Raw genomic sequence first — 12,245 nt, forward strand, 5'->3', positions numbered from 1 at the left:
AACCAAAAGTTTCCTAAGAGACAGATTCACCTAATCAAATAAAAGGAGATGAAAATTAAAATCTGGTTGATTTCAGGCTACCGGCAATAGTCACTGATAACTGATCACTGATAAACTTATTGCAAGGCGTCGAAGACTTTAAACATGGGTAGGTACATAGACACAAGAATAGTTCCCACCATCACCCCAATAGCAACCATCATCAAGGGTTCAATGATACTGGTTAAAGCTTTAACGGCCTGTTCCACCTCATCTTCGTAGAAATCCGCCACTTTCATCATCATGGTATCTAATTCTCCTGTTTCTTCACCAATACTAATCATTTGAATGGCCAAAGGTGGGAAAACATTGGCTTTTTGTAGGGACAAACTCATCATTCCCCCCTGCTGAATTTCCTTCTTAGCACTAGCGATCGTATTAGCAATTACCTGATTACCCACCGTATTAGAAACTATATCAAGGGAATTCAAAATCGGGACACCAGAACGCGTCAGAGTCCCAAAAACCCGGCAAAATCTAGCCACAGCCGATTTTTTATTCAAATCGCCAAAAAGGGGCATTTTAAGGAAAAACCAGTCAATTTGCAGACGACCTATCGGGGTTTTGTAATAGCGACGCAGCAAAAAAACCGTGGCAGCAATGGTGACAATCGGAATTAAAATCAACCAACTACGCATCACACCACTTAAAAAGAGCATAAATTGCGTTAAAGCTGGTAGTGGCACCTTCAAATCGGTGAAAATTTTCGCAAACACGGGAATTAAAAAGATGGTCATCCCGAAAAACACAATTATCGCCAAAATTCCCACCGCTACCGGATAGGTCATCGCTGATTTAATCTGGTTTTTCAAGCGGGCCATATCTTCCAAAAGTTTCGAGAGACGGAGCAGCACTTCATCGAGTACCCCCCCCGTCTCTCCAGCTTCGATCATACTGACATAAAGTTCATCAAAACATTCGGTATGTTTGGCCATCGCTTCCGATAACGGACTCCCTTGCTGTACGTCGGTGCTAATCGCTTGTAGTGCTTTTCTCATCTTGGGATTACTGGATTGATCCCCCAAAACTCCCAAACATCTCATAATCGGCACACCAGCATTAATCATTACCGAAAATTGACGGGAAAAAACCGCTTTATCTTTGATGGAAATCTTGGCAAATATCAACTCTAAACTAGAAAGATCGATCTCTCCTCCCGCTTTTTTGACTTTACCGACGGCGGCATATTTTGCCTTCAGTATCATTCGAGCATGATCGGGAGACATAGCTTCAACTTTCTCTTGGAAAACTTTTCCAGAGCTGCTTTTAACTTGTGCGACAAAAGTAGGCATAGGACAAATTAGTTATCAGTTATCAGTTATCAGTTTTTTAGCTGTTAGCTGTTAGCCATCAGGAGTCAGGAGATTATTTTTATTTATTGTCCCTGCTTCGGTACTCCCCAATCTCCTATGCCTTTTAAACAGTATTTATCATTAGAAACGGGTTTTAGTTTTGGCGTTAGCAACGGACCCAGCGACCAGACGTTGTAATTCATCGGGTTTACTACTTTTAGAAATTGCCTCTTCAAAGGATATAACACCGCTAACAACTAAATTAGCTAATCCCTGTTCCATAGTTTGCATTCCTAGCTTCATTCCCGTTTGAATTGCCGAGTAAACTTGGGGGGCTTTTCCTTCGCGAATTAGGTTAGCGATCGCTGGAGTTACCACCATGATTTCCTGTACCATTGCCCGGCCAAATTCCCCCGGTTTGGGATTTTTTTTCTTGACTAGGTTTTGACTAAAAACTGCTAGTAAAGAATTGGATAACATGGCGCGAATTTGTGCCTGTTGGTTAGCGGGGAAAACGTCAATAATCCGATCCACTGTTCCCGCTGCCGAGCTAGTGTGTAGGGTTCCGAAGACTAAGTGACCGGTTTCCGCGGCCGTAATTGCCAAACTAATTGTTTCTAAATCCCGCATTTCTCCCACAAGGATAATATCAGGGTCTTCTCGTAAAGCTGCTCTTAGTGCGTTAGCAAAACTCTTGGTATCTTCTCCTTTTTGTCGTTGGTGAAACAGGCTTTTTATATTAGGAAAAACGTATTCAATTGGGTCTTCTACAGTTAAAATATGTTCAGACCTAGTCCGATTAATTAAGTCTAAAATTGCCGCTAAAGTGGTAGTTTTACCTGAACCTGTTTGGCCAGTTACGAGAATTAATCCCCTCGGTCTTTCCGATAATTCTCGGATCACTTCTGGTAAATTTAATTGTTCAAAGTTAGGCATTTTAGAGGACAAAGCGCGTAAACAAGCTGCATAGGCTCCCCTTTCTTTATAAACATTGATCCTAAATCTTGCTAATCCTTTCACCCCGTAGGAACAGTCTAATTCCCAATTCTGCTCTAACTCTTTTCTTTGGGTATTATTGAGCATACTAAAAATCAATTTCTGACAATCTTGCGGGGTTAAAGATTCTTCATTAATCGGGGACAGTTTGCCACTAATGCGAAAATAGACCGGCGCCCCAGACTGAATGTGCATATCGGAACCGCCCATCTCGACCAATTGTTCCATTAAATCTTCGATCATTAATTCCATAAGTTAAACCCCATCTATAAGGTAAAATCAGTGAACAGTGAAAAGACATTGGGAAAGTGCTATTTAAGACTACTCACTTAATACTCCTTACTTAAAACTCAAATCTCATAACTGATAACTGATAACTGATAACTGAAAAACTGTCTTAATAACTAAATCGCGGTGTCATACAATAGGGACAATCGAGCCATTCTGGTTGTAGTTCAGCGCGACAACCACTACAGATTAAACCGCTTTTCCGTTTGGCTTTTAATTCCGCTTCTAGACCAGAATCGGTCAGTGTCACCCGTTCTACTTCTTCGAGGGTGGTGTAACCCTCGCGCACCAGATTTAAACTATAGGCTAGGAGTGTCACCATGCCCTCATCAACGGCCGCCTCCTTAATGCGATCGGTTGTCGCCCCTTGGTTAATTAACTGCTGTATTCGTTCACTATTCTGCATTACCTCATAGACACCGATGCGATCTTTGTAACCGCTGCCAGCACACTTAAGGCAGAGATTGCCCTGTTTTCGCGCTTGTTGAATTTCCTCCATAGTTAGGGTATTAGCCTTATAAAAAGTCACTTCCTGTTCATTGGCAGCGGAAAGACCAAAACGGGCTAATTCCTCTTGACTAGGGTGATAGGCGACCCGACACTGGGTACAGACGCGCCGCACGAGACGCTGGGCCAAGATTCCCAACAGAGAACCAGAAATCATGAACGGTTCAATCCCCATCTTATCAAGACGAACGATCGCACCTGCGGCATCGTTGGTGTGTAGGGTAGTTAAGACCAAGTGACCGGTTAAGGCGGCCTCGATCACCGTTTTAGCCGTTTCCCTATCCCTAGTTTCTCCCACCAGAATCACATCCGGGTCTTGTCGCAGGAATGCCCGCAGAATCGAGGCGAAATCCATGCCTTTTTCGCGAATTATCTGCACCTGGGTGATGCCTGGCAGAGAATATTCGATCGGGTCTTCGGCCGTACTAATATTGACCCCAGGGTGATTTCTTTCCGCTAACACCGAGTATAAAGTGGTGGATTTCCCTGAACCGGTGGGGCCTGTCACCAGCAACAGACCAAAGGGACGACTAGCCATGTCTCGGACGATTTGCAGAGTATTTCGATCAGTGATTAGTTTATCTAAACCCAACTGGGTAGCCGAGTTATCGAGAATCCTTAAACAGACTTTTTCCCCGTAGCGACTGGGCAGGGTATTAACCCGAAAATCTACTTTTCGTCCTTGATACATCCGCCGAATTTTACCATCCTGGGGAAGACGACGTTCGGAAATATCGAGATCGGCCATGATTTTAAACCGGGCTGTGACCGCCGGGGCAATTTTTTTCGGCAGTGGCTCAAAAGCTTGATGAAGAACTCCATCTTTGCGAAAGCGAATTTTCAGGAATTCTTCTTGGGGTTCGATGTGAATATCGGAGGATCCTTCCTGTAGAGCTTTAGCTATAATTTTATTGACAAGGTTGATGACGGGGGCTTGATTAGCATCCCCTTCTCCGAGATCATCGGCCACTTCATCGTTAGCAACACCAGAGGTCAAATCAAGACTGCCGACAATATCGGTCAGATCCGAGAGTTTTTCCAGTTCTTTTTCTTTTTGCAGTCGGGCTTTCTCCCGTTCTAGTTCCGATTGAGCCGAGTGGAATTTTTCCAGTAATCTTTCATAATCTTCCCCGGCAATCACCAAACGCTGTAAACCTAAATCCCTGGGGCGGAGGATACGATTGATATCGTCAGTAGCCTCGAGGTTGTCAGGATCGACCATGGCTATCAAAATCGCGGCTGGCTCTCCTTCGATTCGACGCAGGGGGATGAGACGATAGCGACGACAAAGATCGATCGGAATCAAAGAATCGATCAGCCTGGCTATTTCCAGTCCATCCACATCGCTCAATTCTGGGTCGAGCGATTCGACTCCGTAGAGGATTTTTAGTTCAAATAACTGGTTTTTCTTATACTGTCGCTGTAAATCCGGGGGCAAAGGCCGCCCGGTTAGTTTTTGCAATATTTCTACTAGCGATCGTCCCGATTTCCGCGTTTCTACCAGGGCCTGTTGCATTTGCTCGGCACCGATATAGCCCGACTGCACTAACTTGTTACCAAAGGGGGAAAAGTAATTGCGTAGGGCGACAGCACGGGTTTTCTTGGAAGAAAATGTCATAGACGATTCCTAACCTCTTCACTACCCTTTAATCTTCCCAATTTTACTGAGAAAACTGCATTCTAGCAAAAATTTTTCTAGATCACTGATTATCGATCGGGGCCGCTTATATCTGGTTACGGATCTTGTCCACAAAATGTTACATTAAGGGTTAAACCTTGATTATTAGCTGGTACTTAAAGACCAAAATCAGCATTAAATGGTCATATATTGCCAAATTCCCCACTAAAATCCTATACCATGAGTGCAGAACCAAATACCTCGGCAATTTTCGACGAAAACCAAGAATCCTCTTCTAATTCCCCTGAATCTCCTACAAACGAATCAGAAGCCAGTGTCACCGATGAAGCCAAAACGGTGACGGACAAGGCCGCCTCTAGCGAGGAATTTTCCTTTCTAGGTGGAATGACTATCGATACTCTACAAGAGGAAATTGATACTCTCAAACAGCAGTTAGAGGAACAAACCCAACAGGTTGATGCCTATAAGAAACGCTATATCACTCTAGCAGCCGAGTTCGACAATTTTCGCAAACGCACGGCCAAGGAAAAAGAGGAACTGGAAACAAAAATCAAGGGCAAAACCCTGATGGAAATTCTTGGTGTGGTGGATAATTTTGAGCGCGCTCGTACTCAAATTAAACCAGCTAACGATGGCGAGATGGGTATTCACAAGAGTTACCAAGGGGTCTATAAAACCTTAGTGGACAGTCTCAAGCGTTTGGGCGTTTCCCCCATGCGTCCGGAAGGTCAACCCTTTGATCCTAGCTACCACGAAGCGATGATGCGGGAGTACACCGATGAACATCCCGAAGGCACGGTAGTCGAGCAGCTAGTGCGAGGATACACTCTCGGAGAAGATGTTTTGCGTCATGCTTTGGTAAAAGTGGCCGCCCCCAAAGAGACAGATCCTAACGCTGATCAGTCCGAATCTCCTTCCATTCCATCCCAGGAATCTCTCTAACACCTCCACATCAAAAAGTGTTCAGATATTTTGGTTTTGGGGATATGTGTTTCCTCCCTATCCCCTCTTCCCACTGAAAGACTTTTTCTCGCTTTTATCTTTTAATTAAAAACGCTTCTATACCCAAGGCTTTTGCTCCTTGGTAATCTTCTTTTTTACTATCGCCAATATGCCAAGCTTGTGCGGGGGGACAATCATGTTTTTGCAGGGCAATTTGAAAAATTTCCCGATCGGGTTTAGCTGCTCCTGTCTGGGAAGAAATCGTGATCGATCGAAAAAAATATTCTAAGCCTAATTCGGCCAAAACTTGGTAGATACGACTATCAAAATTAGAAATAATGCCCAACTCGATCCCCTGAATCTGCCAGAGTCTTAAAGCGGGAATGACATCCTCGTACAGCACCCAAGGCTCGGCCGTGGCAAAATGATGATAAAGTTCGCCAAAAAAAGCCTCAAAATCGGGAAATCTTCCCAGATAACCTAAATTATTAAAAACTGCCCCAGTCAGCGATCGCCACCAGCGATACTCTAACTCAGGAATTTGTGCCGGTTCAACCTTAGGAAAAGCTAGGGGGGGAGAAGTGGGGAAAATAGCCAAGAAAGACTGTTCTAGACTCTCGGCCGCCACCTCTACCCCAAAATCCGCCGCTATTTGACTATAAATTCCTCCGACACTGCCTTTTACCCCAAAAAGGGTTCCCACAGCATCGAGAAAAATAACTTGCGGTTTCTGCATAAGAGTTTTGTCTTTAACGGTCTAACTGAGGTTTTTAGGGTCGGTCTTTTGGGGGGTTTAACACACCTAACCATTGCTTATTTTAAAGGATTATGGCCGAAATTCTTGGATCCCTTGCCAAACCCTTAATACCTCTGCCACCGTCCATGCTTGGGCAAAAGCACCCCTAGGAGTAAAAGGAGCATTACCATCGAAAATTTCACTTAAATTACCGATACAGCTATCCCGAAGATGGTCAATCATCGGTGTTAAAAAACTCTGGGCTAGGATGGGATCGCGATAGACTTTTAGATGGGCTTCGATAAATGCCCCTAATAACCATCCCCAGACTGTCCCCTGATGGTAGGCACTATCTCTTTTTAAGCGATCGCCACTGTAAACGCCAAGGTAATCAGGATGATCCACATCTAGCGATCGCAAACCGCGAGAAGTCAAAAGTTTTAAAGCACAAATATCGAGAATGGCCTTTTTCTGTGGGGAATTTAATAACTCCTCCACCGACAAAGACAGGGCAAAAAGTTGATTCGGTCGTAAACTGGCATCATTACCCTTGTCCGTATCTAAAACATCGTAACAGTACCCTAGAGAATCGTCCCAGAAGCGAGAAAACCCTTTTAAGGTCATTTCTCTCATTTTTTCGTAATCAGTGGCATCCATGCCCAAATAATGGGCAAATTGAACCATAATTTTTAGGGCATTGAACCAAAGGGCATTAATTTCTACGGGTTTGCCGATGCGGGGAGTAATCACCAGATCATCAACTTTGGCATCCATCCAAGTTAACTGTACTCCCGTTTCGCCGGCATAGATCAAACCATCGTCATCTAGGTGAATATTGTAGCGAGTACCGCGACGAAACCAAGCGATCACTTCCGTTAAAGCGGGATAAATAGTTTTGAGAAACTCAAAATCTTGGCTTTGGTTAAAATAGGAACGAATGGCTTCAAAATACCAAAGAATAGCATCGACAGCGTTATATTCGGGCATTTCTCCGCCATCGGGCAGTAAATTGGGCAATAAACCCCGGTCTAGATAACGGGAAAAAGTTAGTAAAATCTGACGGGCGATCGCAGATCTGCCTGTAGTCAAAGTTAATCCTCTTAGGGAGATCATCGTATCGCGACCCCAATCACCAAACCAAGGATAACCCGCGATTATCGTTTTGCCATCCGGTTGATCCCGGAGAGGACGACTAACGATAAACTGGTCGGCAGCGAGGGTAAGTTGTTGAATCCATGGCGGCTGCTGGGGATTAATCAGACTATTTTCGTAGCGATAGCGAGACTCTAGAGAAGATTGACCGTCTAAACTGGGATCGGGACGGGTACTAGCGGCAATTGTCACCGATTCTCCCACTTTAAGAGTAGCCGAAAAACTGGCGGCATGGAGATGATTTTCCCGATCGATTAAACCACGATAACGTTCCACAGCCAAATCAAAGCGATAATACCAGATATGAGCGGGAAAAACCTCTCCTTGACTGATTAATAGATAAAAAGGTACAGCATTGTCATAGGCAATCACTCTTACTCCTTTTTCTAGGGGACTAATAGCCATTTGCCAGTTAAAACCCTGGGTATTGCCGTGAAAATCACGATAATTGACAAAAGCAGTCAGATTCAGGGTTAAAGGAGAATTGCCGCGAAGGTAGGTATAGCGGGTATAGGTGGTATTTTCTCCCTGTTCCATCCAGATACGCTTTTCTAGTAAGGCATCCCCACAGATAAAAGTCCAGACGGGAATTGTCCCTTCCAGATGAAAACTTTCGATATTAATATAGCCTTGTGGTTCGATCGTAGCACCTAACCAGCGATTGCTGGCCAGATGATAGAGTTTCTGGTTATATTGTACCGATTCATCGATTTTAGTCACTAGAAGTGTTCTTTTCGTCGGTGGAGCCAAAGCAGCGATCAACAGGCCATGATAACAGCGCGTTAGCAATCCGGCCACAGTTCCCGCGGCAAAACCCCCAATACCATTAGTGACTAACCATTCGCGCTTTTCAGCCACCGGGAGACAATTACAGATATCTCGACCAAAACGGAGCTTGACCATAGGCTTCCAAATTCCTAGGAATTTTGTTATAATCAAAAATTGTGTCTTTAATATCTATAGACTAACTCTATCTTAAGGAGAAAAATCAGCAGTGAGTAAACGTACTTTAGAAGGAACCACGCGCAAACAGAAGCGCACTTCCGGATTTAGAGCGAGAATGCGTAGCGTCAACGGACGTAAAGTGATTAAAGCTCGTCGGAAAAGAGGACGCTATCGTTTAAGTGTTTAGGTTATTCTGGGAACCGACTAATTTTCGTGGGATTACCCCAAGTTCATCGCTTAAAACATCGACAGGATTTTCAAGCTGTCTATGGAACAGGGAAGCGTTATCACGGTTCCCACTTAACCTTAATTAGTTTAGAGGATTCTGGCCCGGATAAGCCTCTTCCCAGTCGTTTTGGCATCTCGATTAGCAAGAAAGTTAGTAAAAAAGCGGTGGTTCGTAATCGACTAAAAAGGCAAATAAGAGCGGTAATTCGGCAGTTATTGCCAGAAATAGCGACAGGATGGCGAGGAATAATCATTATCCGTCCCGGGGCGATCGAGTGCAATTATGAACATTTTTTGCGAGAATTAAAGCAGTTGTTAGTGAAGGCCAATATAATTCATGGGCATTAAAGAAGAAACTTTTTATGAAGGCGGTCCGCACATCGGCGACCTAATCATCAATATACTGCTAGGATTTACAGTGATTTGTTTACCTTTAACCGTTGGGGCAGTGGTGCGGGCAATCTGGTTAAGATATAAGATAACCGATCGGCGGATTTCAATCACTGGGGGTTGGATGGGACGCGATCGCACAGATATTATCTATTCAGAAGTGGCAAAAGTGGCAAAAATGCCGAGAGGAATTGGTATTTGGGGAGACATTGTCGTAACTCTCAAGGATAGAAGTCGTTTAGAAATGCGCGCGATGCCGAAATTCCGGGAAATTCATGACTACATTGCCGAAAGAGTCGCCGATAAAACCGGTCGTCCCCTAGAATCGATCATCAGTCAATAAAACAAAATAATCGATCGCCGCGATTCGATAAATTAGATTTGTCAAAGTGAACCCCCATTAAACGAGAAGGCATAGATTAAAGCCATGGATTTTGGAGTCGGATTTATTTCCACAAATATCATGTTGCCAATCCTAGATTTTTTCTTTCGGATTGTGCATAGTTACGGTTTCGCCATCATTGCTTTAACGCTGGTGGTCAGATTTGCCGTCTTTCCCCTCAGCGCCGGCCAGATTCGCAATATGAGAAAAATGCGAATCACTCAACCCTTGATGAAGGAAAGACAGGCAGAAATTCAACAACGCTACAAAAATGACCCCCAAAAACAACAGGAGGAAATGGGCAAATTAATGCAGGAGTTGGGCAATCCCTTGGCCGGTTGTTTACCCCTGTTATTACAAATGCCGATTCTTTTGGCTTTATTTGCGACGCTGCGGGGTTCCCCCTTCTCGGATATTAACTACACCGTCGATTTACAGGTGTTACCGAGCGAACAAATCGCCCTCGTCCAGCGCCAACCCTATGGCACCAAACCCCAAAACGTTTATATTGACGAGTCTCTCCACTATCCCATCACTGCTTTTTTACCCCAAGGCAATAAAATCGCCCCGGGAGAACAGGTAAAAATCGACCTGCAAAACGACCAGGGCAAGTCTTTAAGCCAATTAGCCACGGAAGCACCCGAAAATAACCTAAAACCCACCTACGAGGTGGTTAAAGGTCAAGAACTGGTGCAAGTTAATGAAGACGGTTCTATCGTCGCTTTAGCCCCCGGAGATGCCAGTATTAAAGTTATCGTGCCGGGGATTGCCGCTAATACGGGTTTTCTCTTTATTGAGGCCCTGGGAAGAATTGGGGCAACCGGTGCCAATGGTGAAATTCACTGGGATATCTTGGCGATGGTGATCGCTTTCGGTATTAGTATCTATGTTAACCAAGAGTTATCCGGCGCCGGCGCTCCTTCGGGGGGAGCAGCCCAACAACAGCAAACGGTGAATAAAATCACCCCGATAATTTTTAGTATGATGTTCCTGTTTTTCCCCTTACCGGCGGGGGTATTGATGTATATCTTAACTGCGAACATCTTCCAAACTATTCAAACGGTGATTTTGATGCGGGAACCTTTACCGGAAAACCTGCAAAAATTGGTAGCGGAACAGGAAAAAACGGAAAAATCCCGCGATGCTCTCCCCTTTGAAAAACGTTCTAGCAAGAAAAAGGAAAAAACATCGTAATGAGTATATGGGAGCAAAATAGCGAGAAAGCTAAACAATGGCTGGAAAAACTGCTAAAGTTGATGGCCATGCCCGCAGATGTCCAGATTGGAGTGCAGGAATTGGGAACTGGACCTTCCTCCTGTTGGTTAATTATTGATAGCAGTCAATTGAGTCCCCAACAAGTGGAACTTCTCCTCGCTAACAAGGGTGAGGGACTGGATGCGATTCAATCCCTAGCTAATACGATTCTGAATATTGATGTCGAGTCGGCAGAACATCAGTTCTATATTGTCGAAATCAATGGCTATCGTCAACAAAGACAGTCAGAACTTTTCGACTGGGTTAATCAAGCGGCGACGCAAGTGCGGCAAACAGGACAGGAAATAGAATTAAAAGCCCTATCTTCGGCGGAACGTCGCCAAATCCATGCCTTTTTTCAGGAAGAAAACGATTTAACCACGGAAAGTCGCGGCGTGGAACCCGATCGCCGGTTAGTAATTCGTTTAAAATAAGATCAAAGGGTGGGGTAAAACCTGCCCTCTTTTTTATTTTAGGCTTTAGCCTTCTTGCTCACTCTAAAATTGAGTTGAGAATTACCACAGCCAGGGAGATATAAAATTAGAAAATCCGACCACCTCGACGATTGGGGGCTAAACCACGATTACTGGGTGTAAAGCAGTAGGCATCGCGATTGATTCGTCGAATATTCTCTTGTAAAAATCGATCACAATTGCCCTCTGGAACGATAATTGTTTGATAGAGCGATTTTCCCGATAGATTACTATAGTAAGGAATCCAAAGAATACCCAGATTTTGAAATCCATATTTGAAGTGTAGTTCTTCCCCGCGTTTCTTTGCTTCGTATTCGGTCTTCCAAGCTGACTCGGCAATTACTCGCAGACCTTCAAAATCGGCACTGTGCCAGTCAAGACGTGGAGCAGCGAAAACCTCACCGAAAAATGTACTCGAAAATGCCATGCACATCATCAATAAAGTGATTTCTTGTCTGATATTCATGAAAAATTGATAACTGAAATATTTTTTATTTTAACCTCAGTTCAAGATAAGCCGAAACCCTAATTTTACCTTAGCCAGTCAGTCCTATTCTTTCCTGAAAGTCATGGCAAAATCTGCCTAACCCGAACTGACGTTATTTTAGCCAGATATCTCCTTTCTCTTCTGTCTTTTCGCCTGTTTTTGCTCTCAAAGCTCTGGCAGCCAAAATTTTGTCATCGATTGACGTTGTTAATAGTGGGATTAACTCCCTATTCAACTTTAAAAACACCCCACACCCACGCAAAACTTTTTGCCGCAAACCCTAGTTAATAACTTAACTTCAGAGCATTTACTGGTACATCATCCCAAGATTCTACGGTTCTTAAAACTGCCACCCACCCCGCTTGTTTTTGTTCGTCCGTAAGACTGGTTAACCAACTTTGATGACAATCTTTTGCCGCTTGTTCGTCTTGACAGGCAATACAAGCTTGTACTAAACCACAGGGATCAATCTGTTCATTTACCCAAATAATCATA

At 44.1% G+C, this 12,245-nt stretch carries 13 protein-coding genes; 6 read left to right on the forward strand and 7 right to left on the reverse strand.

The window, feature by feature from the left end; translation table 11 throughout:
• Positions 1-116: 116 nt before the first annotated feature.
• The 3 genes from H6G40_RS10990 to H6G40_RS11000 all read right to left on the reverse strand — a co-directional run bounded on the left by H6G40_RS10990 (position 117) and on the right by H6G40_RS11000 (position 4,740).
• Positions 117-1,331, reverse strand: a complete 1,215-nt coding sequence (locus tag H6G40_RS10990) for a type II secretion system F family protein (protein WP_002778013.1) — start codon at positions 1,329-1,331, stop codon at positions 117-119.
• A gap of 141 nt (positions 1,332-1,472) precedes the next feature.
• Positions 1,473-2,579, reverse strand: a complete 1,107-nt coding sequence (locus H6G40_RS10995) for a type IV pilus twitching motility protein PilT (protein WP_069475578.1) — start codon at positions 2,577-2,579, stop codon at positions 1,473-1,475.
• A gap of 145 nt (positions 2,580-2,724) precedes the next feature.
• Positions 2,725-4,740: a GspE/PulE family protein gene (locus H6G40_RS11000; protein ID WP_190537666.1), complete on the reverse strand. Its 2,016-nt coding sequence runs from the start codon at positions 4,738-4,740 to the stop codon at positions 2,725-2,727.
• A 240-nt stretch (positions 4,741-4,980) separates the two neighbouring features.
• Here H6G40_RS11000 and grpE point away from each other — a divergent pair, with 240 nt between their 5' ends.
• Entirely contained in the window at positions 4,981-5,703 is a 723-nt protein-coding gene (gene grpE, locus H6G40_RS11005) for a nucleotide exchange factor GrpE (RefSeq protein WP_002738986.1), read from the forward strand.
• A gap of 94 nt (positions 5,704-5,797) precedes the next feature.
• Here the strand turns inward: grpE and H6G40_RS11010 are convergent, their stop codons facing one another.
• Complete coding sequence (locus tag H6G40_RS11010; protein WP_069475576.1) at positions 5,798-6,439, reverse strand: HAD-IA family hydrolase; 642 nt, start codon at positions 6,437-6,439, stop codon at positions 5,798-5,800.
• Positions 6,440-6,529: 90 nt separating this feature from the next.
• A complete protein-coding gene (locus tag H6G40_RS11015) occupies positions 6,530-8,494 on the reverse strand; it encodes an amylo-alpha-1,6-glucosidase (RefSeq protein ID WP_190537668.1) in 1,965 nt (654 codons plus the stop codon).
• A gap of 91 nt (positions 8,495-8,585) precedes the next feature.
• Here H6G40_RS11015 and rpmH point away from each other — a divergent pair, with 91 nt between their 5' ends.
• From rpmH to H6G40_RS11040, 5 genes are all read left to right on the forward strand, one after another.
• Positions 8,586-8,723 carry a 50S ribosomal protein L34 gene (rpmH, locus tag H6G40_RS11020; protein ID WP_002739276.1) on the forward strand — a complete coding sequence of 46 codons (138 nt, stop codon included), beginning with the start codon at positions 8,586-8,588 and terminating at the stop codon, positions 8,721-8,723.
• Positions 8,724-8,749: 26 nt separating this feature from the next.
• Positions 8,750-9,112: a ribonuclease P protein component gene (gene rnpA / locus H6G40_RS11025; RefSeq protein WP_002738574.1), complete on the forward strand. Its 363-nt coding sequence runs from the start codon at positions 8,750-8,752 to the stop codon at positions 9,110-9,112.
• On the forward strand, positions 9,102-9,497 hold the full coding sequence (locus tag H6G40_RS11030) for a PH domain-containing protein (RefSeq protein ID WP_002763099.1): 396 nt from the start codon (positions 9,102-9,104) through the stop codon (positions 9,495-9,497). The genes rnpA and H6G40_RS11030 overlap by 11 nt, the downstream gene beginning before the upstream one ends.
• An 84-nt stretch (positions 9,498-9,581) precedes the next feature.
• A complete protein-coding gene (gene yidC / locus H6G40_RS11035) occupies positions 9,582-10,730 on the forward strand; it encodes a membrane protein insertase YidC (RefSeq protein ID WP_002739053.1) in 1,149 nt (382 codons plus the stop codon).
• Positions 10,730-11,224 (forward strand): Jag family protein, encoded by a 495-nt coding sequence (locus tag H6G40_RS11040; RefSeq protein ID WP_069475574.1) that lies wholly within the window; start codon positions 10,730-10,732, stop codon positions 11,222-11,224. The genes yidC and H6G40_RS11040 overlap by 1 nt, the downstream gene beginning before the upstream one ends.
• Positions 11,225-11,330: 106 nt before the next feature.
• Here the strand turns inward: H6G40_RS11040 and H6G40_RS11045 are convergent, their stop codons facing one another.
• Entirely contained in the window at positions 11,331-11,729 is a 399-nt protein-coding gene (locus H6G40_RS11045; RefSeq protein WP_002738634.1) for a hypothetical protein, read from the reverse strand.
• A 305-nt stretch (positions 11,730-12,034) separates the two neighbouring features.
• Positions 12,035-12,244, reverse strand: coding sequence for a hypothetical protein (locus tag H6G40_RS11050; RefSeq protein ID WP_002739214.1), 210 nt, complete (start codon positions 12,242-12,244; stop codon positions 12,035-12,037).
• Between the last annotated feature and the right edge of the window lies 1 nt (position 12,245).

This window comes from Microcystis viridis FACHB-1342, assembly GCF_014698335.1.
Taxonomy (GTDB): Bacteria; Cyanobacteriota; Cyanobacteriia; order Cyanobacteriales; family Microcystaceae; genus Microcystis; species Microcystis ichthyoblabe_A.